This window comes from Streptomyces sp. NPDC048270, assembly GCF_040652335.1.
Lineage (GTDB): Bacteria > Actinomycetota > Actinomycetes > Streptomycetales > Streptomycetaceae > Streptomyces.
Genome location: NZ_JBEZLV010000024.1, coordinates 1 through 24,897, shown reverse-complemented (window position 1 = coordinate 24,897; position 24,897 = coordinate 1). Strand labels below are relative to the sequence as shown.

The window sequence follows — 24,897 nt, the reverse complement described above, 5'->3', positions numbered from 1 at the left end:
CAGAAGACCGACCGGTACAGGTTCGGAGTCTCATCGGCGCCGGAATTCGGGTGCCTGCCAGGGTGGCGTCAACCACCGAGATAAGGTGTCACCTATCTCGAAGAGTCGCACGTGGTGGCCGGACGAACGGGACGACCTTGCCCTGGGACCCTTGAAGAGCCCGGCGAAGCTGCTGGTTCTCCAGCGTGAGCTGGTTGACGGTGCGGACGAGTGCGGGGATGTCCGCGCGGAGCTGTTCCAGCTCCTTGTTTTTGTTGCCGATCGTCTTCTTGAGCTTGGTGATCGTGGCCCTCAGCCGGGCCTCGGTGTCGTTCATGGCCCCGCGCTGGTGGACGTGGTCGTAGAACTCGTTCTTCAGGTCCAGGTGCCGCTGGGTGAGCGCGTTCCTGGGGACGCCGGCTTCCTGGGCCAGGGCGACGATGGTGAGGGCGCCGTTGGAGTGCTCGGGTTTGCCGGACAGGATGCGGTCCATCGCGGCTCGGATGCGGTCGCGTTCGTCAAGGGCTGGGCTCACGTGGTGTCCTTCTCAAAGGTGATTCGGGTCTGGTCGTGCTGATCGGCGAGGGCCCGCAGCCGGGCGGCGTTCTTGCGGAGCCGCTCGGCCAGCGGCTGGGGAACGAACTCGGCCCGTCTGTCCAAGGTGTTAGCGCGTTCGCGGAGTTGGGCGGCGTGCTGGTCGGTGCGGACGATGTTGCCGCAGCCGGCGACGCAGTGATCGAGGCTGGGGTTCTCCCGCGGGATGCCGCGGTGGCAGAGGGCCTGCTCGCGCCGGTAGTGGCAGAGCAGGAGAGCATGCGGGTTGTCATAGAGCAGGGCGTCCTCGTTAGCCAGCAGCCGCCGGGCGGTGGTGGCCGTGATGATCGTCCCGGTGAACTGCGGGGCCTGGGCCGCAGCGTTGATCGCGCGTCGTGCGGCGGGTCCGGAGACACCGCCACCCGCTTCGAGGTCATCGTGGAGGTCGGCGACGGTGTCGGCGACCGCGCGGACGGTCTCGATGTCGATGAGCTCGTGGATGCCGTTCCGGCTGCGGGCTGCGTACCCCTCAGTGACGAAGGCTGTCCGCAGGTGCCCGTATTGGATGGCGAGGGCGACCAGCCCGCCGGGGCGACGGGCGATGTGCCAGGCCAGCGACCTGCGGAAACGCTTGATGCCGATCCTGCCGTGCGGGTCCGGCGCGATGACGTCACCGGTCTGGTGGCGGACGGCCTCCTGGTTGGCCCACTCGACGAACGCCTCGATCCGGGTCCGCATGGCCTGGGGCTTGAGCGAGCCGGTGTCCTGGAGGGGCCTGTGCAGTTCGTGAGCATTGTGGTCGAACAGCAAGTGCCCGTCGGGAACCATGCGCTCAAGGACACGGATCGCGTGGACGACCGGGGCGATGGCGACCCAGGGGACCTCCCGCTCGGAGCCGGCAGATCGGTGGTTGCCTTCCTCGTCGATCGCGGTCTTGTATTCGTTGCCGCGGATCAGGTGCCGTCCGCCCTTGCCGTCGGGGCCGGGTTCCGGGTCAGGGCAGCAGCCGGTCCGCAGGCCGAGAACCTCCCCGGGGCGCATTCCAGTCAAATACGACAGGACGACGAAGGCGGCCGTACCGAGATGCCGCATCAGGGTGACGGTCTCGTTGAAGTCCATCGCCTCCCGCCAAGGTCGGTCCGCGATCCGGCCGGTCACCGGCGAGTCCATGGGGCATGGACCGGGACGCTGCGGCGCCAGGTCCGTTATCCGGTGACGGTCAACGAATTCCTGGATGTGACCCTTGGATGCGCCGGTCAGGCCGCCGACGTAGTAGCGGGCCAGGGTGACGTGGCCGCGGATGGACGTGGTCGGCAACGGCGCCCCGGCCTTGATCAACGGTGTGAGGAGAGCGTCCAGGGCCTCCTTGCCGACCTGGTTGGCGGGGTTGGAGCGGGCGGCGGTGACCAGCCGCTGCCTCTCCTGCCAGGCCGCCAGGATGTCGTCGGCGAAGTCGTCGACCATACGGATCGCCCAGACCAGCAGTGGTCCCATGGTCTGCTCGGCCAGGACCTCGGTGGTGTTCTCCCCGCCCCGGGAAGTTGCGGCGGGCAGGTAGTCGTCGGCCCCGAACTCGTCCCAAGGCGGCCGTCCCATTCCGGCCGGCTGTGCACTGAGCTCATCGAAGGCCCAGAACCGGGTCAGAGCGTTGAGCACGGTCCGAGCCCGCTCGCGGCCGCCGGCGCGGATGTGCAGGCCGTACTCGTGGAGCACCTGGCTGTCGCACCTGGTGAGGGTGTGGATGTCGCGCTCGACGAGCCATCGGGCCAGCCGCATCCACTCGACCACGGTGGTGTGTGTGCCCGCGACGCTGAGACGGCTTCGCATCTTCGTGCTGCGGTCCTTCAGAAACGACGGCCGAAGAGTCCCGTTGATCAGGGTCCAGGACGTGAGCCGTACTTCCTCCTGGAACATCTGCGGACAGTTTCGCCAGTGCAGGGCGAGTTTCATCGCGCTGGGGTTGTCCGTGAGCGGTGCCAGCGGCCAGATGCTGTCGCTGTAGCGGGCGTTGAGGTGGGCGTGGAGATCGACGACGAGGTGATCGGCGACAACCGGGCTGCCGGCGAAGGGCATGGGCAGCACATAGGGGTCGCGGTCGTCGAGGAGGGTGAGGGTCATGCGTCGAGATCTCCCGTGATGAGTGCGTCGACGATCCCGCGGTCGGCGTGGCTGATCCGGTCCAGGGCCTGAGACCACAAGCCCTGGCCGAGCTTGGTCTTCAGGTCCTCCAGCCGGTCGTGGCCCTCACCCCAGTCGGACTCCCAGAGCTCGGGCGGCAGCACCGACCACAGGTTGCCGAGAGCCTGGTGCAGATGGGCGAGGCGGGAATGGTGGCCGGGATGCACTTTCGCGTTCTCACAGCCCAGGCAGCCCAGGAACGACGGGACGCCGCAGCCCCCACCGGGCAAAGGGTAGGCAGCGTTGTCCCAGTCGCCGCAGTCAGCCGTCGCGGTCTGACGATCGAGCGGGTCGGCCTGGACGCGGACCTGTGCGATCAGGACGGCCTTGCGAGCGCGGTCGGCGGCGTCCTCGGCGCCAACGGCGATGATCTCCACTGAGCGTTCCTGAACCTGCTTGTCGGGCAGAACGTAGTTCCGGTCGTGGGTTTCCTGGCTGTTCTGCCCTGGTTCGCGGCGGTCGAGTGCGTTCACGGTCCGTCGGCCCCGCTGGAACGGTGATCCGCCCAGCCCTTGGCTCACCGCCCACTCTCTCGCGGAGGCCGCATGCACTCCGAAACGGAACGGACCGACCGGAGGTAGCCGATCCCCATGGCTCGGTGTTCGCTCTGATTGGTGGCCCGTGCGCCAGACCATCAGGCGGTTTGTGTCCGGTGCGAGGTCTTCGACGATCGCGCGGGCGAACCGCGTGGCTTGGAGAGCCTGGGTGATCAGCCGTCCCTTCGAGGCGGCCCCGTCGTCGGTGACGTTCCGCGTCTCGTAGTGGTGGCCGGCACCGCGACGGAACTTCTCCAGCGGGATCCGGTAAGTCGGATGCCCGTCCTCGCCTGGGTCAGGGGTTGCTCGGGGGACCTCTGCCTGGTCGATCACCGAAAGGTTCCAGCCGTACTCGGCCAGCAGTAGTACTCCGAGCGCGGTTGCCTCCAGCCGTGACAGGAACAGCCGCTGCCAGGTCACCGCCGCCTTGGTTCCACCCAGGGCCTCGCGGAACGGTTTGATCAGGGTCAGCTTGTCGTTCTTGTCGGTGTAGTAGGTGAGGTCGCCGGTGCGGGCCAGTAGATCCAGGGCCTCACCGATCTTCCAGTCCTGGCTCGCGGCAGGGACTTCGCCGGCCCGCCACCGCTCCAAATGCGCGGCGTTCTCCTCGATCCGCAGCAATGCGGATCGGAACATCCGCCGGGCAGCTGTCTTGATCGCGTCGAACTCCGCCTCGGGGTAGGACTGGACGCGGCTCTTGGGCTGGGCCATCCGCCGTACCAGTTCGTCCGCGGCGCGTCCGCTCTGAAGGCGGGGATCATGCTTGAGCAGCTTCACGACCATGGTGATGTTCTTGTAGCCGGTGACGGTCTTGGGCTGGCTCGTGCGCCAGCGCTTGACCACAGCGCCGGTCAGCTCGTCCAGGTCCCGGGGCGGATGGTCCAGTCCGGACAGGAATTCCGTGAACTTCTTGATCTTCTTCCAGTGCTGCTTGGAGGTGGTGTGGGCGCCCCACAGCTGCGGTTTGCATCGGGCCGCAAAGAGCTTCGCCAGCGTCCGCTGCATCGGCTCGGCGACCGTGAGCGTCGAGAAGTCGTATGCCGCCGAGCGGCCGTTCCGGTTGATGTGACGGACCATCAAGCCGTCGTCGACCAGCGGCTCGGGGCGAGCGTGCGTGGCCGGAGGCAAAGGCGCCCGGCGTCCCCGTCCGGTCATGCCGCACCACCCTCCGCCGGCACCAGACTGGAGTCGATGTCTTGGATGCCCTCCGACTCCCGCGCGACCCGGGCGAAGACCGCGTCGAGCTCCGGCATCGGCGCTTCGGCCAGGTCGGCGTCGTCGGTAGAGGCGAGCATCGCCCGCAGCTGGAGATCCGCGACCGGGGCAAGGTAGTGCTTGACCGTCGTCTCCCGCGAGGAATGACCCAACAAATTTTGAACCATCAGCCATGGGTCGCCGTAGAGCAGCCGGAAATCACGACGCTCCTCCGGTGTCAGCCCGAACCGCTGGTCCATCAGGTAGTTCAGGACGACCAACATGTAGAGGGCGAAGCTGTGACGCCCGGAGTGCGCGGTCGCGTAGGGCGCGAACACCTGGTGCGGGTCCCGCCGCAGGTGCTCGGGCGGGGTGAGTATTCGCTCGCAGCGCTGGTTCGCCGTGCGGAAGACGTTCTCCCACGACGACGGCAGAAACGGCAGCCCGCGCTCATTCAGCCAGAGCCACAACGGCTCTGGCCCGTGCGGCCCTTCCTCGAACAGCAGGATCCGCTCCTGCCAGGTCAGCAGGTCGAGTTCCTGTTCCCCGATCACGCCGTCCTGGTCGCACCAGCGGACCTTCGGCTTCAGCCCCCGGGTCACCTCAATCAGCATGCGCATCTCAGGTAGCCGATCGTAGCGGCCCGCCTTCTGGGCCTTGCGGATCGCCCAGGCCCGTGACGACGCGGCGTACGACTCGATGTCTCCCACCGCGTCCGAGCTGACGTAGTAGGTGCGCTGCTTCTTCGACCGGGTTGCCTCGGAGGCGACCTTCCCGCGGTAGTAGCGGCCGCCGCCCAGCCGCCGCTTGGGGACCTCGAACGTCAGCAGGGATGCTGCCTCCTGGAGCCGCAGGCCCGACGAGACGATCGTCCGCACGAAGGCGACGTTGCGGTCCTCCAGCCGACCGACCCAGCCCGGCTCCACCACCCCTTCACGGGTGTGGCCCCGCAGGCCGACGTCAATCCACCGGCGCCAGGTCCGCGGCGTCAGCCAGTGAACGTTGCTCGACCGGGCGTCCTTCGCCCGCTGGGCGGGGACCGTCACCACCTCGCCGTTCCGGCCCAGCACCTGCTTCATGACCACCGGATTCAGCGTGAGATGGCCAGCCTTCTTCGCCCACGAATACAGGCTCGCGAGCGCGGCCAGATCCCGGTCCCACTTGGCACCGCCGATCCGCTGCGGATTCGTCACGGCGAACCGACGCCAGTCCTCGTAGTCCTCCAAGTCCTTCGGCGTGGCCTCCAGCCACGACTTCCCCCGGACCCACAACGCGGTCAAAAACAGATTGATATCCGTCGCGTAATTCCGCTTCGTCTCCGCGGTGTACCGAATGAAAGGATGCGACTGCACGTACAACGACAGCAGCGGATCCACCCGGTAATCCGGCGACAGGAAGATCGGATCCCCCGCTCGTACGGCGACCGCAGTCTCACGTACAGGCAGGTCCCCCCACCCCTCCAGTACGGCCTTGCGTACACCGCCCCGTACCGCGTCCTGCGGCACCCAGAACACACGCCAACTCAATCTGTTCCACCCCTGTCGATCAGCTTCAACACGCTAGATCATCAGGGAACTCGCCGCCTTGCACGGCGGCTGCATGACCGCGGCCTCCGCCCACGCGGTCGTCGACGCGTCAACCGGCCAGCTCACCGTCCACGCGGTCGTTCTCGACCCGACGGGCCAGGCCCCGCTTCGCACGTCCGCGACCGGGCCCGCCACTGAGCCGGCACCCGTCGGCCAGCGCGCCGGCCTGCAGTTGCTCGACGCGGGCGCCCAGACGCTCCTCGGGCATCGGCCATGACCCCGCCGCCCCACCGAGTACAGCGGATGTGAGACTGGTTTTTTGGTTTGTCAGGTCAGGCACGGGTTCGGCCTGTGCCTGCATGCCCGGCTCACCGCCGTCGGGTCACGGATTGGAGGATTCTCGGTGGCTGCTTCACGGCTCTGGCATCTGCAAGGCTCTCCCGGATTCGAGTACTCCGGCGAGAAGGCACGCCAGTTGCTCCGCCACCGTCTGGATTGGGCAACCCAGGAGACGTGGTTCGAGGATGGCCGAGCCGCCAACCTGACCGTGGTCACCAACGGCGAGCGCGCGATGGTCAGCCTTCTGGATGGTGAAGCCGGCCGAGCGGAGCACCTCATCGATCCGCGGGAAAGCGGCAGCTCTGGCGGCTACCAGCTGGCAAATGGGCAGGTAGACGTCTACGCCGACCGGGACACCGTCACGTTCGAAGCTGCCGGCCGGGCCGTGGCGTACTTCATCGAGCACGCCACGTGGCCCGACGACATGAGCGTCGAGGACGACCACAGCGAGTAGGAGATGCTGAACGAAGAGCCGGATGCATCGCCTTCCGGCTCCGCATTCTGCGGAGCGTCCCCTGGCCTCCATCCTGACTCGTCGCGATTCCCCATACTCGGAGTGCTGCCCGTGCAAAGCCGCATCGCCCTTGTCGCCGTCGTCACTGGTCCACCTGGGACGGGGAAGACGACGCTCGCCCGGGCACTCGCCCAGGAGCTTGGCTGCCCGGCCATCATTCGCGACGAGATCAAGCAGGGCATGGTGATGAATGTGCCGAATCACCATGTCGACGAAGACGATCCCCTCAACATCGCGACGTTGGAGGCCTTCTTCAACGTGATCACGGTGCTCGTTCAGGCAGGGGTCACCCTCGTCATTGAGGCGGCCTTCCAGGACAGGCTCTGGCGCCCTGGTCTGGAGGCCCTCATGGGCTTTGCAGACCTGCGGATCATCCGTTGCACCACGGACACTTCGACGATTGTCGAGCGCATCACGGATCGGGCCGGGGTCGACGGCCACCGGGCGGCCCACGGCGACATGGCCCTCCTCGCGGACATGGAGGCCGGCACCTACGACCCGGGGAGGTTCGAGCCCATCAGCATCGACGCGCCCACCTTGATCGTGGACACGTCCGATGGCTACTTGCCTGGAACACCAGAGATCCAAGCGTTCCTGCGCGCACCGCGAAGGTCACCCAGCCCTCGGTAGGGCTCGTCACAAGAACTTTCTGGCCCACTCCTCAAATCCTCAAAGGGTTCCTCGTTCACGGCCGCCTGGCTGCCTCCGTGTCCATCGAGAGTTGAGACCCGAACTCACCAGCACACGCCGCCGATTCCCCGCCAGCGGTCGGTGACCAGGGTGTACGACACGTCGGTGACCGAAGCCATCAGATCGTCTGCTTGTACGGGCTGTTCCATCCCGGCTGGGGTGGCTGCGCTGCGGCCAGGGTGTGGGCCAGGTGATCGGCGATCGCGTACGCGACCCTGGGGTCCGAGATGAACGCGGCCGGCTCGATGGTGCGGGTGACGATCAGCGGGACCACGGTCCACTCCAGGCCGGCGGGGGCCTGGCAGGCGCGGGCCGCGGCGGCGGCGTCGGTGGTGATGGTGGCGGCCTTGGCGAGGAGCTTGTCGCGGTAGCGCTCGGTGAAGCGCCGGATGTGCTGGACGAGGTTGTGCGGCGCGACGGCGCCTTCGGGGTTCTTCGCCTCGATCACCCACAGACGCCGACTGGCCGGGTCGGCGATCAAGAGGTCGATCTCTCCGCTCAGTCCCGGGATGCCGAGCTGCGCGGCTTCCTTCTCCAGTAGACGGAAGCGGTGGGGCAGTCCGGCGTCGAGGGCGATCGCCTTCAGGTCTGCCTCCAGGCGCTCGTCGAGGTGCTGGCGGTGGCGGCGCAGTGCCTCGCCGACGGGCTTGGGCAGATCGGCGTGTGGCAGGCGGCCCTCGTCTAGGTAGGCGGCGTACACCTCCTGGGCGGCGTGGACGACCCACGGCAGGACCAGTAGTCGCCCACCGTGGTCGATCAGGGGGTGGGTGGAGGGCCGGGTGCGGCGTTCTACCTCGGTGTAAGAGTGCGGGCCGGCGGGTGCGGCGTTGCCTGGATGCAGGCGTAGCCGGTCGCCGGCGGACGCCAGGTCGGGCTCGGGCAGTCGGGACCAGGCGGCGGCCTCGCGCACCAGGTCCTCGGCGGCCACGGCGGCGATGCCTTCCGGTCCGGTCGGCCAGTCGGCGACGGTGGCCAGCACAGCGGTGAGTGCGGCGAGGCCGAAGCCCCAGTGCTGGTGCAGGAGCAGATCGGCCCGAGCGAGCTACCTTCCGGCCGGCAGTCGTGGCGCGGTGAACGCGACGGGGGTTCGTACGCTCCCTGTCCCGATACCGGTGGCAGGGTCGAGGTCCTCAGGGTCTGCGCTGCTGGCCTGGGTGATGAAGTGCTCTTGGCGGGCCTGCTGGTAGGCGTACGCGTCGAATCCCAAGTGCAGCAGTTCGCCGTTTGGGTCGTCGGTGGATTGGTCGTCCGTGCTGGTGATGGTGAACACGCCGGTGGGGTGGATCTCCAGGTGGAGGTCGTGCAGGCGCCGGGCGGCGGCGACCGCGGTGGTGCCGCAGTTCAGGACGAGCTCGGCCAGGGCGACCAGCTCGGCGACGGCCAGGGTGTCGACGGGCCGGCTTCCGTCGGGCGGCCTGGTGATCGCCTGCTGGAGCAGGAGCTGCAGGGCGGAGGTGGCCGTGGCCGCGTCGATCTGGCGGTCACCGGCTTCCGCCGCCCAGTTCGCTCCCCAGGGGGCGGCGAGGTTCACCGTCACCTCGTGGCGGCCGCGGGTACGGCTGCGCCAGGCCGCGTTCAGGTGCCGCGCCAGCTCCTCGACCAGGCCAGGCTGGTGAGCGCGGATCTGCCGGTCGAGTTCGCCTTCGAGCGCGTGCAGCAGCTGTTCACCGGGGCCGCCGCCGCTGTAGGCCTCGGGGCCGTGCCATGTGCCGGACGGTACGCCGGTACGGCGGACGGCTTCGGCCGCAGTGCGCAGGGAGCGGGCGTGGAGGTGCCGGGAGCGCGGCAGCGTGTAGTGGAGGGCGGTGGCGGGCCAGTAGGTGGTGGCGCCGGTGAGGCGCAGCACGGGGTGGGCTGCCTCCCAGGCTTCGGCGAAGGCCTCCGGTGTGCAGCCGGGTTCGGCGTCGCGGCCGTGGCGAATCTGGTCGGTCAGGTGGTGCAGAACCAGGCCGAGGACACGGTGGCCGGCGCTGCCGTCGCCGGTGAACGACTCCAACAGGGGTGGGTCGAGGTCGATGCCGATCCGGGCACGGCCGGGGTCGGCCCCGGCATGGAGCAGCAGCCGCTCCCCCGCGTCCTGATCCTCACCGCCCCGCTCTCGGTCTTCGGCCGGGGCCGGGTGGGGCTGGGTGCTCTCGGTGAGCTGCACTACCACCGGGACCCGGTCGGGCAGGGTGAAGTGCGCGGCGACCGGCGGGCATGCGGTGATGGTGATGCGGATGCTGTCCGCAAGCCCGGCCATCGCGCCCAGGTCTAGGACCGCACCCGGTTCAGCAGAGGGGCTGGCCACAATCGCGGGCGGCGGAAGGGTACTGACCCGCACCACCAGCCCAACGCCGCCTTCGCCCGCCTCCTGGAGGTCGGCGTACTCGCCGGGCACGCCCGGCTCGGGCTCGGCGAGGTGGGCGAAGCGCCAGTGGAGCGCCGTCGGCAAACCGGCCGCGGCCAGGACGTCATCCACGCGAGCCCAGGCGGCGGCCCGCCGCCACGTCAGGTCGAACCCGGCCGACGAGACGACGGCCACCTCCGCCCTGTGCGGGCCCGGAACCAGCATCGTGCCTTCCCGCAGCCAGCCGGCCCAGGCCTCGAGCGGTTCCCGGTAGAAGACCGCGTCGACCCCCGGGTGCTCGGTCAGCTCCAGCACGAACAAAGCCAGTAGCGCCTGGTCCCCCTCCGCGCCGGCGAGAATCTCGGCGAGTTCCTCGACATGCAGGTAGGCGGTGTCACGGATCAGCTCCGGCCCCAACACCGCCGGCCCGGCATAGACCACAAGCCGTCCCCGGCCCGGCTCCCCGGTAGCGAGGGCCGAGCGCCCGTCCTCAATCCGATCCGACAGGCTCCCGGCGAGTGCGCTGACGACCGCGATGTCGTGCCGGTGGGTGGGCGAGGAGATCACACACACCGGCCCCGGCCGCACCGGGGCCTCCCGCAGACCCAGCAAAAGCGCAACGCGGTCCACCGCCAGCCTCTGCAGCCGCTGCTCGACGATCACACGGTCCGGGATATCGGCGATCAGTTCCCGCAGCGCCGCGGCGAAGGTGTCCAGCGCGGCCGACACCGGCACCAGACGACGCCGACCGTGCGCGACGACGGCGAGCACCGGCCCCAGCAGCGGTGCGGCAGGGTGGTAGCGCAGCGGCAGATCGGCCAGATCCGCGGTCAGCCACTCCAGCGCCCGAGCCGCCCGTCCCGGATCCCGGCACAACCCGACCAGCACAGCAGGGTCCAGCTCCCCCAAGGGTTGCGCTGCCGCCGCTTCCTCAGGGCTGATTCCGCACGTGAACTCCACTGGATGCCGGTCCTCGTACGCCTCTGGCCAGGTCGGCGCGAGCACGTTGACCACGCGGTCGGTGTAGCGCAGGACGAGCTCCAGGACGTCGGTGAGGCGAAGCCGCGTACCGCGAGCAGCGCCTCGTCGACGGCCTGAGCCGTCGTCTGCGCCCCGCGCAGGAACAACAGCGGATGGTCGAGCTGCCCGGGATGGACCAGCAACCGCTCCCCCGCTACCTCCACCCTCACCAGCGCCCGTGGATCATTCTGCTCCGCCTCGGTCACCGTGCCCCGGCCCGGAGCAGCCCGGACGACGGCCTCGACCAGACCAGGCAAGTCACCGGCCCCCGCCTTCTCGCCCGACCGGGGCGGTGTACGCAGGACGCGGGTCCACAGAAGCAGCAGGTGGTCGTGGAATCGGGAACAGCCCGGGGAAGCAAGCGCGGCGTGGAGAAGCACCATCAGGGACTCAGTCGAGTACCGGGCCAAGGCCCGGTCGATGAGCTTCCACTGCACCCTCCGGTGCTGCGCGGAGGTGGGCTGCTGCGCCGTTGCCATCGTTGGTCAGTCTCCCGTGCCGGTCTGTTGGAGAGAGCCTGGCAGGACGGCGGCCCGTAATGTCAGGTGTTTCGTAGTCCGCCGAGGCGTCTTCGCTCCGGGGTCCGGCGTGGAGACGATCAACAGTTCGGCGGTCGGGAGGGCGTCGCGGCACTCTCCGGCGGGCCGGGTTCCGGCTCGCCGTCGCTGAAAGGTCGCGCCGGCGGACAGATGGCTGCCTACATCCGGCCGGTGGCCCGCGAGGGGGTCTGGTCGGCGAACTGGGCGTGCCGTACCGTCCACGCCGTGGCGAGGACATTGCGGTTGGCAGTCGCGCAGAGCACGGTGCCGGAAGACCCCACGGATCGAGGAGCGCTGCGGGCGGCCGGGGAGGAGATCCGGGCTCTGATGGTCGAGGCCGCCGGGGCGGCTGTGCGGCTGGTGCAGCTCCCCGAGGGGGCCATCGTCTATCCGAGCAAGCACGTGATGGCGGCCGGGCCAGCTGGAGAGCTGGTCGCGGCCGATTGGAGCCGAGCTGCCTGGGATGTCCTGCGCGAGGAAGCGGAGTCGATCGCCGCGCTGGCGGGGCAGCTCGGCCTGTGGACGGTGTTCGGGTCGATTCACCCGCTGACACCGCCGAACCGGCCGCACAACAGCCTCTACATCGTCTCCGACCGCGGCCGTCTAGTCGCACGGTACGACAAGCGGTTCCTGTCGGACACCGAGGTCTCCTACCTGTACTCCCCCGGACAGCAGCCGCTCGTCTTCGAGGTGGACGGCATCCGGTTCGGCTTCGCGCTGTGCATCGAGGCCAACTTTCCGGAGGTGTTCGCCGAGTACGAGAGCCTGGACGTCGACTGCGTCCTGCTGTCGGTGATGGTCGACGATGCGCCCCGAGCCCGCGTCGCCCAGGCGTACGGAACGCTCTACAACTACTGGCTCGGCTACTCCGTCCCGGCTCATCGACGTCGCTCTTCGCTACGCCCGCCCGTGGCGCCGCTTAGCTCGCGCCGGTCTCTACGACGAGCGGATCCCGGTCGGCGACGACCGCAGCGACACCCGCACAACCTTCTGAGACCACCCCGCCACTGGCGACCCCGCCCAGATTCCCTTGGCCGGGGAAACGGACGTTGGGATCTTGATCCCGATCTATTCCGCCTGTGTTCGCCGTTGGAAGCTGCGACCAGCAGCCGGTAGTCGGAGTCCTTCGTCACTAGGTGCGCCAGTGGCCCAGGAGCGCCATTGGGCCGCGGAGGTGAAGGCTTCGGCGGGGATGTTGCACTGCTCCCACGCTTGGGGCCCGTAGATTTCTGTGTAGCGGCGGCCGTATGCGGCGGCGATGTCGGGCGGGTACAGGAGCCACTGCGCGGGGACCCAGTGAAGCTCGAGCGCGGGCAGTGGGCTGTCGGGGCGATCGAGGGTTCCGCGGAGGATGCCCTTGGCGAGCAGGCCCTTCCAGATCGCGGCGACGACCTCGGGCTCGTCGGTCGGGCCGTCGTCGGTGGCGACGTCGAACGGTGTGAGCTGGAGCGCCAGGGGGATGTTCTGGACGAAGGCGAAGAGTTTCGGGAGGTCCAGCACACGCCAAAGATGGGTGCGGTGGCAGCCGTTGACATCCATGACGTGCAGTGGGCCGGCCGGGCCGGGGAAGCGGAGCAGTTGGACGTGCCCGGCGGTCAGCGCGGTCCGCAGCTTGTACGGGATGTCGTCCTCGGTGAGCCACTCTCGAATCGCTGCGGGGATCCAGACGGATCCTGCCCGTTCGCCGGGACGGTCGATGGTCCCCCAGGCGGTGTGATCCGGGGTCCGGACGATCGTCGTGGGATCGACCCAGGTGAACGCGGCGGAGACGGAGTCGGCGAAGACGCGGCGGTTGGGGTGGGATTCGAGGTCGGCCAGCTGCGGCGATCGGCGGTTGAGCTCGTGGACTCGAGCGTTCACGAAGTCATCCACCTGGTCGTCGCGGAGCCTGGTGCGCAGGGCGGCGAGGAGCTCGGCGGCGCGTTGAGCGTGGCCATGGGCGGCGTAGGCTTCTTTGTCCGCGTCGCAGGCGAACCCGTGCGGTGTGGAGGGCGCTTCCTCCAGCTCCTACTGTGAGGGTGCCATCAGCTCCGGCAGATCAGTTGGCCGGGTCGGCTTGTACTCGATCTTGACGAGCCCCGGTGTCGGGCCCCAGGCAGCGAGTTCCGTCTCCAGGGTGGCGGGCAGTGCTGCCCACGAGTGGACGATGAGGCCTTCCTGGTTGCGGGCTTCGTAGCACCGTTATGGCTTGGTCCGGACCGACCAGGGCGTCGGCTCTGCATCCGGACGGGAGAGAAGCTCCAGACGCCGCTGATATGCCGTCTCGGCAGCCTGGACGGGACCGCGGGCGAGGGCCTGGAGTAGTTCCTCGGGGGTCGGTGCGCTGTCCGGGGGAAGAATCGAGGCATCGAGGGGATGGCCTGTCTCCACTTTCACGAGCACGTCAACAGCCTGTTGAAGGTCCTGTGCCAGCGTGTTCGCGGATTCGACCAGCCCTCGGGTGTTCATGTGGGTGTCGTCCAGGGCCGTCAGCCACTGGGCCACATGGGTCTTCTGCAGGGCGATCACGTTGCGGAGCAGGCGGATGCCGGCCGGGGCGGTGACGGCATCCACCGACCGGACTGTTCGTGCCGACTACGTCGACGGTGTGGAAGAGCAGCTCGTCCGGCCTTGCCCGACTGGCTGCGGCCGCAGCCGCTTCAAGGCACCAGGCCATCCACCAACGGCGCCAATGCGGCAGCCGCTCCGTCCCCTTGGGCGTACGGCAGTCCGTTCCAGGTTTCGCACCGCAGCGCGGACAGGTCCAACTCACACTCCCCATGAAGCAGGATGCTACGCGCGCTCCGACACCGCGAAGGCCCGAGTCGGCGTGCGCAGGCACAGACCAGCTCCGCTTCTACGAGGACCGGCCGGTGGAGGTCGTCGCGCGGGATGGGGTGGTATGGATCGGAAATATCCCATCCTTGCCACCCCTGATCCACCAGCTCCCCGGTGGCCGCATCCAGGACGCCTTCGGGAACCAGACGCAGCCGTGGCCGGTCAGGCCGGCGGTTCTCACGGCTGCGTCGGTCACGCTCCTCGAGCCAGCGCTGGTAGCCCTCACGCTGGTCGGCATGCCGCTGTCGGCGCCGGGCACCAAGTCCTTCGGTTCCGCGGCCGCGGGCGACCTGTCCCAGCTGCTGTTCGTCCAGTTCGAGGCCAGCGTCGCCGGCAAGGTGGCGGGGCAGGTAGAACAGGTCATCGGCCTCCTCGACTAGATGATCGACAAGGAGTTCACGCAGACGCCGACGGACCGTGGTTCGGCGGAGTCCCGTGGCCTCGGCGAGTGCAGGGACGCTGGCCCCTTCCAGCGGGTCGAGGCAGGCCAGTACGCGGGCGCCGGACGTTCCGTGAGAGTAGGCGTGGAAGGCGTCGTGGGCCATGATGCGGCCCAGCGCCCGGGAGTCCCTCACAGGCGAGTTGTGCATTTCCGGGACACTTCCTGCCCCCCTCTCCCCTGCAGGTGGCAACTGTCCCGGTGACGCACTCGAGTCTCCCCCTTGCTCAGGGATGCTCAGTCGCCACGACGAACCACTCCCCCTGCCTTCCGCTGCATCCAGCATGTGGAGCCATTGCTGCTGAATGAGTCGGCGGTTTGAGGCTTCCGCCGTCGAGCGGGCACAGCCCATCAGCTCGGCCAGCTGCCGCACCGATGCCTGGTGCACTGAGCCCCCGGCCTTCTCGGCCAGGCGAAGGCGCGCGACGAGGTTCTTCTCGTCCATCCCTCCGGCTCTCCCCCGCCAAGGGTGTGCTTCGACAGCCGGCCGGATTGCGTGGAGAGCAAGCGCGGCGTCCGCCCGGTTCAAGATGGGCGGAGAGGTGCTGGCGAAGCGCCGGGCCTTGTCGAGCATCTCGCCGAGCTTGGTCTCCGTGTACCGGTCTCCCTTGCGGGCCCTGAGCCCTCTAACCCAGGCCCCTCCCACGGTGGGACGCAGCACCAGGGCCTCGTAGAAGTCAGCCTGGCAGTGTTGCCGTCCGGGCTGGGAGAAGGCCACGGCCAGGGCCATCGTCATGCGGTAGCCCGCCTCACCGGCACTACGGCCCCGGTATCGGCCCTCGACATCGCCTTCCAAAAGGATCCGCCGCGCTCTTGAAGTGAGGCCTGGACGAGACTCAACCCATTCGCGGAGCCGCAAACTGGGGTGTCGGGTGAGGCCGGCCCTGACCGGTGCACTGACGGCTACCGAGCTCATGCCGCGCCCACCAGCACTTCGGGCTCCCGAAGCCCTGCAAGTCGGCCGAGGAACTCCTCCAGAAGACTCTGCGCGGCTGCCCCCCGGGCCCGCTCCGCTGCCTCGTCCGCAGCCTCCAGCACCCCAGCCCGCGAGGACTGCCCCTGCCCACGCCGAAGCGCCACCCGGTACGCGTGTACCGCCTCGTTCTCGGCCACCTCGCACCGTTCCAGCCGCGCAAGCGCCGCATCGCGACGGGCGTCGAGGAGCTCCTGGGCAGCCCAGCGCGCCGTGTAGGCGACCACCACCGCATCCTGTGTCTCCACCGGCGCGCACCGGTCGGCGATCACCCCGCGGGTGTCGCTCTCGACCCGATTCCAGAACTCTGCGACCTGTTTCGCGGTCTTCAGCTCGCCGCGCAGGGCGACCACCACTGCGATCGCGTCCTGCACCAGGACCTCGGTCTGCTGGCGATACGAGCAGGTCAGGCACAACCCGGCAGCCTCAGGCGTGCCGCACCGACGGCACGGCTCAGCTGCCCGCCTCCGGTCCTCCTCGGCGAGCTCCCGGCGTCGGCGCTCAACAGCCACATCGCGCTGAGCCCTCTCGACGAGAGCCTGCTCGCGCCGCACCAGAGCGGCCGCGGTATCGGACTGGACCTGGGCGTGAAGGCGACGCTCGGTCTCCAACCGGCGTTCGCCGGCCGGAAGATGTGGCAGGTCGCAAGCGACCGCTGTGACCAGCGCTGCTTTCAGGGCTCGACGGTCGCCGGCCAGGCTGTCACAGCTGGCACATGCGGCCCCGGAGTCCATCCGCAGGCCGTCGTCGCACAACAGCGACCAGCACTCCGCCCGCTGCGGCAGGCCACGACGCATCAACCAGCCCACCGGATCGATAATCGGCCGACCCTCCTCAGCAAGCAGCCGGCGACCCAGCCGACCTGCCAACGCCAGCAGGGCGTGCTCAGCACCCACCACTCCACGAAGCCGTTCGACCTCAGCCCGAACCGCGGACGCGGCCCACCGGCTGCTGCTTGATCGCCCGATCGAGCCCCACAAACCGGTCACCGGCTCCAGGACCTTCACGAGATCATCAGGAATCCGGCCGGGACGGACGAACACCACCTTGCCCGCCGACGAGACCTTATTGGGCTTTTCCCCGCGCAGCGGGCCCCCGGCGACCGGAGACGGAACTCTTTCACCGTCCGTGACCGAACGCTGTTCCTCGCCTGCGCCCACGCGCTCCGGCAGACTTCGGCAACCACCGACGGCAGAGCCGGAAAAGCCAGAGAGATCCGCAGAAGCAACACATACATCAGCAACAACAGCGTGGGGGGCGTGGAGCTCTGCATCAGCGTAGCGCTGTTCCCCATCAGCCTCATCAGCCCCACTGGCGCCGGAACTCGGGCCTTCTGCTTGGCCGTCAGCTTTCCAAGCAGCCTCCTGAACCCCGGATGCAGCAACCGGGCGCCAGGAGGAATACTCCTCGCCCGCCTCGTCGAAGGAGAGTTGCGCCCACCCATCCCCCGACATCGGGAACGCTTCAGCATGTCCGCCAAACGCTCCGTCCGCACAGCGGGGGCAGTCGCCCCCAGATGTCGACGGCGTCTGATCAGGGAGAGGTTCGGCGTTCAGGGCTGCCGCGTTACGTGCATGGGCAGCAGCAACCGCAGGCACCGACAACCGGGCACGGCCGAAGCCAGCGCCCGTCGACAGTGACCGGGCGAGGTGGACGACACCGCTCGCCACGAGACGGTCAACGACCTTCGCACCTCCCGAGGCCGAACACTTCAGAGCACGGGCGACGGTTGCATCGGCACGGCCACGGCCGGCGGTCACCCGGCCACCGACCATCCGCACCCGGCCATCAGCACGGGTCTGCAGCACCAGGAGCAGCAGCGCAAGACGATCCGTCGCTGCACCCCTCCCCTGCCGACCGGCCAGCAGGCCCGGAGGCGTCACGGGGCCGTCCACCGGAGCCCACCCAGGACCGACGACAGCCTCAGCCAAGCGCAGCAGCGTCGCCAAGTCTCCCTTGGCCAGCATCAGAGGATGCCCGGCGCCCTCGGCCCGAGCCTCTCGCAACGGCTCAAGGTGCAGCTCAAGTCCCGTCACCTGGCCCTCGTCGTCCTTCAGGACACGAGAGGTCACCACACGAGCGGCCTTCATCTCCGGAAGAACGCTGTGCGCGACATGGGACGCCGAACAGCCCAGCCAGCGAGCCAACTCACCCGTCCGGATCCGGACACCCGTCGACGCAGCCGGCGCCTTCGCCAGCAGGACCACGGCAGCCAACCGGGCAGAATCCTGCAGACCGCTCACCCTGCCATCAGCCAGGAGGAACCGCAGGGCGGAATCTAGGCAAGTGCGCATCACCCGACCAAGCTGGAGCGGCTCGCTGGAGGACCCATTCGAGAGCAGTTCAGGTTCGTCGGGTGTAGAGGGGGGCGAGGCTCCAGGGAGACGAGGGCGTCGCGGATTGGCAGCGACGTCCGTGCTGAATCGAGCCGACTTTCGTGCTGCTCCTGGACTGGCTTCAGGCATGACTGAGCCAGCCCTCGTACGGGTAGCTATGATCTGCTCCTGTCAAGGAGTACGAGAGAAACCTTCATCAAGAGCAGGCGCGCCGTGGGAAGCGACCAGGCCTGCTCACGCGGTGTTCGGTTGTGGGACCTGTTGCTGCTCAGTTCCTCCTCGACTACAGATCTGGCCCGGGAGGTCGAATCCCGGGCCAGACCTCATCTGCACTGGGCCTGCTTGGCAGGGCTTTGAAGTGGTCCCTCGCTGAAGGAGCCGGAGCTATGCCGCGGATTTGGCTCCGCGGCGACGTCGGTCGAGAGCGTCGGGGAGCTCCATGATCCAAAGCCCTACAGGGATGCGGACTGCAGTCTTGCCAGCAAGGACCTGCAGATCGACTGCCGCGCGTTCCCACGGTTGTGTGACGAGCCGGACGCGGTCCTCGAGGACCCACATGGCGGTGTCCGGCGTCGTGGTGTTGGAGGTGTACGCCTCACGTGCGGCTGCAACTGCCGCTTCTTGCCACAGTTCGAGTGACTGCCGCGCACTGCGAGGCCGGCGAACACCAGGCCAGACGATCTGCGAGACGAAGGCGTAGACGCGAAGCGCGACGACGTCCTCGGGTGAGTACGGCTCGTACAGGACACCCTGCTCTCGGGCCTTCCAGGCCCAAGACTCGCTGAGTCCTGCCACGTTTGCGACGGCACTGATTTTGAGCGGCGGGTTGGGCGCTTCCATGTATCGAGACTCCTGACACCCTGGTGATCGTGAGACCCACGATAGCGCAACGAGAGGCCCAGTTTCTGGTTTCACTAGACCCGTGGCGCGTCGACGAGATCTCATCTGGCCCGGAAAGTCCATATTTTGAACCTCTGTCAGCAGCTTGAGGTTCTAGTGCCACCCCCTTGCGCTCTAGCGTCACTAGGCGTGTGGGGCAGAGGGTGGGGGTCTATGAGTGCTCTGACGTTCGTGTGATCGATCGCAACAGCGTTGCAGACGTAGTATCAGGGATCGTTGCAGCGGTTGAGTCGGAGACTGTTGCGAATGCAACGCGGAGCACGAGGAGAACGCGAAGGGGCCGCCGGCACTTGCCTGCTGGCGGCCCCTTCGCGTTCTTGACTAACGGCCGGACTTTCGAGGCGTGGGAAGCCTCGGACTCGTCAGGGCCCCCTCCTGATCCATGGCGTCCAGGAGCCTCTGCAGTGCGCACGACACCACCAACGTGCCGCGCCTGCCCTTGTCGGCCTCCTGAAGAGTCATGTTCAAACCAGTGATGAACTCGTAGACCACAGGACCAACGCGATACGTGGAGGGCTTGGAGGTGCGGTCCTTCTTCGCACTCCAAAGCTGCTCAAGGCCGAACGACTCTGCCATCGCAACGAGTTGATCCACGTCAGCGGTCGCGACCCGGAGAAGTGCTGCGTCCAGGTAGTGGCCGATGGCTAGGTCCGGGCGGTCGAGCGATCGCTTGTCGGCCTTCATCCGCTCGGACAATCGGGCCTTGATGGCTGGGGCGATTCTGAAACCCCACCCGTCCCAGGTCGCCCCGTTCAGGCGCGCGTCGGCGTAACTAGTCCGTAGCGCCTCGTGTGCCCACTTGTCGGCGGAGTCGTCTGGGGACTTTGCCTTCGGCTTCTGCTTGGCCTGTGAGCGTGCGGCCGGCTCGGGTTCCGGCTCGGGCTGCGGCTCGGGCTGCGGCTCGGGTTCCGGCTCGGGCTGCGGCTCGGGCTGCGGCTCGGGCTGCGGCTCGGGCTGCGGCTCGGGCTGCGGCTCGGGCTGCGGCTCGGGTTCCGGCTCGGGTTCCGGCTCGGGCTGCGGCTCGGGTTCCGGCTCGGGTTCCGGCTCGGGCTGCGGCTCGGGTTCCGGCTCGGGCTGCGGCTCGGGCTGCGGCTCGGGTTCCGGCTCGGGCTGCGGCTCGGGCTGCGGCTCGGGTTCCGGCTCGGGCTGCGGGGACACACGTGCGCCCTCGCTGGGAGAAACAGCTGCGGCGGTTGGTGGTGGCGAGCCGCCGCCTAGGAACGAGCGGCCTGCGACGTCCTCTGCGCCAGCAAGGAGGCCCGCTACTAGTGACTGCCCACCCGAGGCGAAGTGGGCTGGGCGTCGCTTCTTCTTGGGGGCAGCTCCGCTAGGCAACCTCGGCCTCCAGATCGATCATGGAGGGAAGTTCCCACTTCTCTTGAGGCTGGTCAGTACGGGCGAGGATCTGCTGGGCAAGCTCCCCGTACATCTTGCCGGGCGCGTGACTGGCTGAACGAACGGCCGCCGGCACGCCATGCGCGAAGGAGTCGCTGATGCGATTGTCCGTCCGAACATCGGTAACGAAGGGGGCTAGCCCGTTGTGCAACATCCCGTTCCGGATGTTGATCTCCTGGGCCTTCCACTTTGAGGGAGGATTCGAGCGATTAAGGACGGCTCCCAGGTACTTCGGGTCGCACTCGTCGTTAGTCCGCTCCTTGACGTAGGCAACCGTGCCTCGAGTTGCCGCAGCGCCCTTGAGCGCCGGGTATTCAGGCACGCAGACGGTCACCACGTAGTCCGCGGCTGCAAGCGCCGTTGCAGAGAGGGAGGACACCGCCGGCGGTGTGTCAATGAGTACGTAGTCGAAGTGCTCCTTCAGCTCGAGCAGCATCCGCCGGAGCACTGGCGTGGACTGATACCCCTTCTTGTGGATCAGGTCCTGAGCTGCCGTCATGGTGGACTCTTCGCAGGCGAGCAGATGCAGAGTTCCTGCACCGTCGAAGATCTCGAAGAGTTCAGTGCGGTCGAACCAGATGGACGGAATGTCCATATGCATGCCCTGAAGACGAGCCTGGATGGCCCAACCGAGCGAGCGCGCCAGCTGGTTCGCACCAGCGAGGTTCACACCGAGTGCCGTACCTGCTTGCGCCTGGGGGTCGAGGTCGACGATCAGTACTCGGGCTCCGAAGAGCGCGAGAGCCGAGCCGAGATTGACGGTGGTGCTTGTCTTGCCGACTCCCCCCTTCTGAGTCGCGACGGCAAAAACCTTCACCGCAAGTCCGCCCTTCTGTTCCATACCTCGTACTGAGCCAGTGTCACCAGAGGAACGGACCGAGAGTGCCCTCCTGGCGCGAGGGTTTACCTGGCGGTATGCCCGACTCTGCGCGATGGGAAGGACGAGTTCTGCGGGTCCTGAGTCTAGTGACACGGGAGTGTCGCGCACGACGATAACAGGTGGAGGGTCCCCGGACTCTCGGACTCGCGGTGTGCTTTCCCGGGGGAACCATCTGCGGCGTGCCGTGTTCAGGTTGTGATCTAACGGTGGTTGTAAGGTGCCGTGCGCCGCAAACACGCTGGTAGGCGGGGGCGCCTGTTGGTTGCGCGGCAGAGACGTAACTGCTGAGGCGGGATTGATCGTCCGAGAGTCGCCCGGCAACACCGAGACCAAGTCTGTCCGATGGCAGTTCGGTATGGCCGAAGGCCGGCATGCGAGGTGGCGCTCGAGAAACGTGGCGCCATCGCCAGATGGCTCGCTCCGGACTGAGAGCGCCTGAGCGTTCCTGCGCCAGGCGGACTGGGTGTGCGATTGAGATCGCCCTCTAGGGGGTGCCTGTGTGACGGCGGGAACCAGCCGTCCGGCGTGTGACAGGACGCTTGGTGGCGTGCGCGCGGCAAACGTGGAAACGACGGATGGTCTGCATGGCGTGCGAATGACATGTAGTGCGTCGGAAGGTGACCTACAGCCAAACATCCAGCGCAAGTGTCATAGACATTGAGTTGCAGGGCCTGCTAGCTCGCCGGTTCGGCAGTGCTGGTGCAAGAGCATCAGTCGGAGTGCCCGTATGTGCGGTCCGAACCTGGTGAGACCGTCTGGCAGGGTGATCGAAATCTAGGGAGCGCAGCAGCGTGCTTGTGCCAGTGTCAGTAAAGCGGCGCGCAAGATAATCGGTATTCGAAGGAGCGCGAGCGCACGTGCGTCTCAGTGTCACCTGTAAGCGGGCGGCGTACGAAAAGTCGTTCGTTAGATCGTTGGTTGCAGCGTTGTAGCTATCGTTGTATTCATCGTTGCAGTCCTCGTTGTGGTATACGTTGTTTGATGATGCCCGACCGGGGTTCCACCGTTGCAGTTATCGTTGCAGTCAAAGTTGCATTCATCGTTGCGTTTACTGCTATATGCCAGGCAAGCCGGTTCGGCAGCATCGTTGCGTCTGCCGTTGCGTCTGTCGTTGCAGAAGTCGTTCCATTCGCTCCGCTCGTCCGGTGCAGGCGGGAACGCGGCTCGCCCGCCGTCGACATTCCATCGTTGCAGCCATCGTTGCATCTTGCGTTGTTTTTCCAGGTCAGGGCCGGTCTAGCGTTATTCGGTGTATTACTGGCAAGCTTCCGCCCATTCGAAGAGCCGCTCGGTCGGCCGACTTCGCTGTGCGCCGGAGGGACGGTCTGTGCTCGCAGTGCAAGCTGAGGAGCTCTACTGTTCCGCGTCCCTGTCGGTGATGGGGTGGGCGTGTCGGACACCTCTTTCCAGGTGGGCGACGACGATGGCGCTGCCCTCGCCAGCGGCCTGTTCGGCTCGGGACAGCTGACGAGAGCGGATGAGCTCGTGAGTGACGAGGGAGTCGAGGGCGGCAGTCCCCTGGGGGTAGCAGGTGGGCTCTGATGCGTGCGTCCTCGTAGGCCTCGACGATGGCCTTGTCGGTGAAGTTGGCCTCGGTGATCTCGGCTGAGCGGCCGGCCGCGTGGGTAAGTGCCTGGAGCATGCTCTGCCCCGGCGTGAGGCCGAGGTATCTGACGGCCCGGCCGATGCAACGGTTTAGCTGGGCGACGATGTGCTTGACCCCCTTGTCGCCCGGGTGGGCGGCGGCGTGGGGCGCGACGGTGCCGGTGATGAACCGGCGGAACGCGGTGAGTTTCTCGTTGATCACGGATCGTTCGTAGGCTTCCAGGGCTGCTCGTTCGGCTCCGAGCTGGTAGCCGTTCTCCCTGGTCCAGATCAGCTGCGGCCAGCTGTTCGCGGCGATGATGTCGCGGAGCGTGGCCATTCCTGCCGGTACTTGGCTGGGTGAGAGTTCGCTGGCCGCTGTCAGCTGGTGGAAGAGGAGGCCCGCGGGGCGGGCCTCGGAGAGGATGAAGCGGAGTGTGTCGGCGTGCCGCTCTGCGACCTGCCCCCGGCGCCGTGACGCGCGGGGCATGGCTACTGGCCGCTCAGAAGGCGGGCGAGTTCGCCGTCGACGTCGAACTTGCCGGTGTCGACCGCGGTCTCAATCCAGTCGAGGGTTGCCCTCATGCGGGCGACGTTCTCGTGAACGATGGTCTTCTCGTCCTCGCCGAGGTGACGGTCTCGAAGTCCCGGGACCGCCCTGCCTGCCGCGGCGACGAAGGAGTGGCAGGCCGTGACCAGGTCTATGAACTCCATGGTCCGCTCGATGTGACGGACCGCCGGGGCGATCGGACTGGTGCGTTCGAAGTGCTCGCGGGCCTGGCGGCCCCGTTCGACCTGGGCGTGATTGACCTCGTGGCGGGCCCGGTCATCGGACATCGCCTTGAATGCGACATCCGGCCGGCGCAGGAGACCGGTGGTGACCTCGGTGGCAACCGACTCGTCGCGGGTCAGTTCCTCCACGACCCGGACTTTGTCTTCCCGACTGGCCTGAGCCGTCACCGCAGGGCGCTGTAGGAGACCGGTGGTCACCGCTGCGGCGACGCCTTCGTCGCGGGTCAGTTCCTCCACGACCCTGACCTTGTCCTCGGCACTGACCTGAGCGGCCACGGTTAGCCGGCGCAGGAACTCCGTGCTCACCGCCGCGGCCACCTGCTCGTCACGAGTCAGGGCGTAAATCGCGTTGGCCTTCTCCTCAGGCGAGACAGGTGTGTCCACCTGGTTGCCCACCCGGCGGCAGGCGTCGTCGGCCGTCCAGCGGGTCTTGCCTCGGGCAGCGTACCGATTGCGGTGAACCGCTCATTCTCGTCCTCGATCTGGGCGAGGATGCGGTGGACCTTGAACGAGACGTCCGGCCTGCGATGTTCCTTGGGCCACCGCGCGGCGGTGGACCGGGCGTTCTTGACTGCGCCGAAGGACAACCCGATGTCCTCAGCCAGCCTGTTCAGCGAGTCCCGGACGACCGGAGTCCTCTCGCTCGCAGTCCGTCCGCCGATCTCACGCATCGGCTCGATTTCTAGAGCTCGGTCCCCGATGACGAACGATGCCCGGGACTGTTGCTCGAGCGGACCGGGCACGGCTCTCAAGCCCGTGACGGGACGCGGTCCGCCGCCCTCACAGCGACAGACCGGAAAACCTCTGATCGCAGTAAACCCTTTGTATCTGAACGGAATTGGACATAGCGTGACCGGATGGGCGTTCGCCCTGCGGTTACCGTGACCGTTCGCCGAACGATTCGTTCCGGGCCCGCCAGGCCCTCACCTTGCACCGCCCCGACCAGTACAAGGCATTCGACCGCCGGTCCAACCTGGCGATCCACCGGGACCCACAGACGGTGCACTCCACCATGCCGGCCCCGTCCCGTACTGCCGCGAGCCGCTTCCGCAGCCTCTCCTGACGACGCCATGACCCGGAACGACAAGCAGACGAACAGAACGCCGCACCCGGACCGGCCCCCGGCGCCAGAGCCTCATCACACCCCCGGCACCGACGCTCACCAACCCGCCAGCGCCAGCAGACACCCCACCAGACTAGGCCGTCCGAGCAGCCAAATCAGGGGGTCGCAAACACGTACTGAGAGGGCGTTTTACCCATTTTTAGCGACTTTGGGGGTGATTTGTGGCGAGTGACTGGTGAGCTCGAAGATGAGCGTGGCCCCAGAGTGACGGGAGCGGCCGTGAGGTCGCTGTTGCGCCCTATCTGCTCCTGTTTCATCCCAAGACACACCGGTTCACTCC

Annotated in this window: 17 protein-coding genes and 2 pseudogenes; 5 read left to right on the top strand and 14 right to left on the bottom strand. The window is 67.6% G+C overall.

Features of this window, described 5'->3' with window-relative positions:
• Nucleotides 1-88: 88 nt before the first annotated feature.
• Genes AB0D66_RS21730 through AB0D66_RS21715 form a run of 4 tightly spaced genes read right to left on the bottom strand, consistent with a single transcriptional unit; the run spans nucleotide 89 to nucleotide 5,935 of the window.
• A complete protein-coding gene (locus tag AB0D66_RS21730) occupies nucleotides 89-514 on the bottom strand; it encodes a hypothetical protein (RefSeq protein ID WP_362305808.1) in 426 nt (141 codons plus the stop codon).
• Nucleotides 511-2,631, bottom strand: a complete 2,121-nt coding sequence (locus tag AB0D66_RS21725) for an integrase (protein WP_362305805.1) — start codon at nucleotides 2,629-2,631, stop codon at nucleotides 511-513. Before AB0D66_RS21725 ends, AB0D66_RS21730 begins: the two co-directional genes overlap by 4 nt.
• Nucleotides 2,628-4,382 carry a hypothetical protein gene (locus AB0D66_RS21720; RefSeq protein ID WP_362305802.1) on the bottom strand — a complete coding sequence of 585 codons (1,755 nt, stop codon included), beginning with the start codon at nucleotides 4,380-4,382 and terminating at the stop codon, nucleotides 2,628-2,630. Before AB0D66_RS21720 ends, AB0D66_RS21725 begins: the two co-directional genes overlap by 4 nt.
• Nucleotides 4,379-5,935, bottom strand: a complete 1,557-nt coding sequence (locus AB0D66_RS21715; protein WP_362305799.1) for a site-specific integrase — start codon at nucleotides 5,933-5,935, stop codon at nucleotides 4,379-4,381. The genes AB0D66_RS21720 and AB0D66_RS21715 overlap by 4 nt, the downstream gene beginning before the upstream one ends.
• Before the next feature lie 70 nt (nucleotides 5,936-6,005).
• Here AB0D66_RS21715 and AB0D66_RS21710 point away from each other — a divergent pair, with 70 nt between their 5' ends.
• The 3 genes from AB0D66_RS21710 to AB0D66_RS21700 all read left to right on the top strand — a co-directional run bounded on the left by AB0D66_RS21710 (nucleotide 6,006) and on the right by AB0D66_RS21700 (nucleotide 7,430).
• Nucleotides 6,006-6,224: a hypothetical protein gene (locus AB0D66_RS21710; RefSeq protein WP_362305796.1), complete on the top strand. Its 219-nt coding sequence runs from the start codon at nucleotides 6,006-6,008 to the stop codon at nucleotides 6,222-6,224.
• Nucleotides 6,225-6,350: 126 nt separating this feature from the next.
• Nucleotides 6,351-6,740 carry a hypothetical protein gene (locus AB0D66_RS21705; RefSeq protein ID WP_362305794.1) on the top strand — a complete coding sequence of 130 codons (390 nt, stop codon included), beginning with the start codon at nucleotides 6,351-6,353 and terminating at the stop codon, nucleotides 6,738-6,740.
• 111 nt (nucleotides 6,741-6,851) lie between these two features.
• A complete protein-coding gene (locus tag AB0D66_RS21700) occupies nucleotides 6,852-7,430 on the top strand; it encodes an AAA family ATPase (RefSeq protein WP_362305791.1) in 579 nt (192 codons plus the stop codon).
• A gap of 178 nt (nucleotides 7,431-7,608) precedes the next feature.
• Here the strand turns inward: AB0D66_RS21700 and AB0D66_RS21695 are convergent, their stop codons facing one another.
• Together AB0D66_RS21695 and AB0D66_RS21690 are read right to left on the bottom strand one after the other, a co-directional pair.
• Nucleotides 7,609-8,469, bottom strand: a complete 861-nt coding sequence (locus AB0D66_RS21695) for a hypothetical protein (RefSeq protein WP_362305788.1) — start codon at nucleotides 8,467-8,469, stop codon at nucleotides 7,609-7,611.
• 63 nt (nucleotides 8,470-8,532) lie between these two features.
• Nucleotides 8,533-10,833, bottom strand: coding sequence for a hypothetical protein (locus tag AB0D66_RS21690; protein ID WP_362305785.1), 2,301 nt, complete (start codon nucleotides 10,831-10,833; stop codon nucleotides 8,533-8,535).
• Between the two features lie 695 nt (nucleotides 10,834-11,528).
• Here AB0D66_RS21690 and AB0D66_RS21685 point away from each other — a divergent pair.
• On the top strand, nucleotides 11,529-12,494 hold the full coding sequence (locus AB0D66_RS21685; RefSeq protein ID WP_362305783.1) for a carbon-nitrogen hydrolase family protein: 966 nt from the start codon (nucleotides 11,529-11,531) through the stop codon (nucleotides 12,492-12,494).
• On the opposite strand, the gene AB0D66_RS21680 is transcribed toward AB0D66_RS21685, so the two are convergent.
• Nucleotides 12,447-13,238 carry a hypothetical protein gene (locus tag AB0D66_RS21680; protein ID WP_362305780.1) on the bottom strand — a complete coding sequence of 264 codons (792 nt, stop codon included), beginning with the start codon at nucleotides 13,236-13,238 and terminating at the stop codon, nucleotides 12,447-12,449. The genes AB0D66_RS21685 and AB0D66_RS21680 overlap by 48 nt on opposite strands.
• A 321-nt stretch (nucleotides 13,239-13,559) precedes the next feature.
• Entirely contained in the window at nucleotides 13,560-13,931 is a 372-nt protein-coding gene (locus AB0D66_RS21675) for a hypothetical protein (protein ID WP_362305778.1), read from the bottom strand.
• Nucleotides 13,932-14,281: 350 nt separating this feature from the next.
• Here AB0D66_RS21675 and AB0D66_RS21670 point away from each other — a divergent pair, with 350 nt between their 5' ends.
• The gene (locus AB0D66_RS21670) at nucleotides 14,282-14,575 is read left to right on the top strand and encodes a hypothetical protein (protein ID WP_362305775.1); all 294 of its coding nucleotides are present in this window, start codon (nucleotides 14,282-14,284) and stop codon (nucleotides 14,573-14,575) included.
• A 971-nt stretch (nucleotides 14,576-15,546) separates the two neighbouring features.
• On the opposite strand, the gene AB0D66_RS21665 is transcribed toward AB0D66_RS21670, so the two are convergent.
• The 6 genes and pseudogenes from AB0D66_RS21665 to AB0D66_RS21640 form a co-directional block, all read right to left on the bottom strand.
• On the bottom strand, nucleotides 15,547-17,850 hold the full coding sequence (locus AB0D66_RS21665; protein ID WP_362305772.1) for a hypothetical protein: 2,304 nt from the start codon (nucleotides 17,848-17,850) through the stop codon (nucleotides 15,547-15,549).
• A gap of 477 nt (nucleotides 17,851-18,327) precedes the next feature.
• Nucleotides 18,328-18,783, bottom strand: a complete 456-nt coding sequence (locus AB0D66_RS21660; RefSeq protein ID WP_362305769.1) for a hypothetical protein — start codon at nucleotides 18,781-18,783, stop codon at nucleotides 18,328-18,330.
• A 381-nt stretch (nucleotides 18,784-19,164) separates the two neighbouring features.
• Nucleotides 19,165-20,001 (bottom strand): hypothetical protein, encoded by an 837-nt coding sequence (locus AB0D66_RS21655; RefSeq protein ID WP_362305766.1) that lies wholly within the window; start codon nucleotides 19,999-20,001, stop codon nucleotides 19,165-19,167.
• A gap of 169 nt (nucleotides 20,002-20,170) precedes the next feature.
• Nucleotides 20,171-21,079 carry a ParA family protein gene (locus tag AB0D66_RS21650; RefSeq protein WP_362305763.1) on the bottom strand — a complete coding sequence of 303 codons (909 nt, stop codon included), beginning with the start codon at nucleotides 21,077-21,079 and terminating at the stop codon, nucleotides 20,171-20,173.
• Between the two features lie 1,732 nt (nucleotides 21,080-22,811).
• Nucleotides 22,812-23,192, bottom strand: a pseudogene (locus AB0D66_RS21645) (RacP protein); the annotation flags it as partial.
• Between the two features lie 2 nt (nucleotides 23,193-23,194).
• A pseudogene (locus tag AB0D66_RS21640) lies at nucleotides 23,195-24,225 on the bottom strand (DUF6192 family protein); the annotation flags it as partial.
• Between the last annotated feature and the right edge of the window lie 672 nt (nucleotides 24,226-24,897).

Coding starts and splice junctions, on each gene's coding strand:
- AB0D66_RS21725 (WP_362305805.1), bottom strand. CDS start 2,631: ATGACCCTCACCCTCCTCGACGACCGCGACCCCTATGTGCTGCCCATG.
- AB0D66_RS21720 (WP_362305802.1), bottom strand. CDS start 4,382: ATGACCGGACGGGGACGCCGGGCGCCTTTGCCTCCGGCCACGCACGCT.
- AB0D66_RS21685 (WP_362305783.1), top strand. CDS start 11,529: ATGGCTGCCTACATCCGGCCGGTGGCCCGCGAGGGGGTCTGGTCGGCG.
- AB0D66_RS21660 (WP_362305769.1), bottom strand. CDS start 18,783: ATGGAAGCGCCCAACCCGCCGCTCAAAATCAGTGCCGTCGCAAACGTG.
- AB0D66_RS21650 (WP_362305763.1), bottom strand. CDS start 21,079: ATGGAACAGAAGGGCGGACTTGCGGTGAAGGTTTTTGCCGTCGCGACT.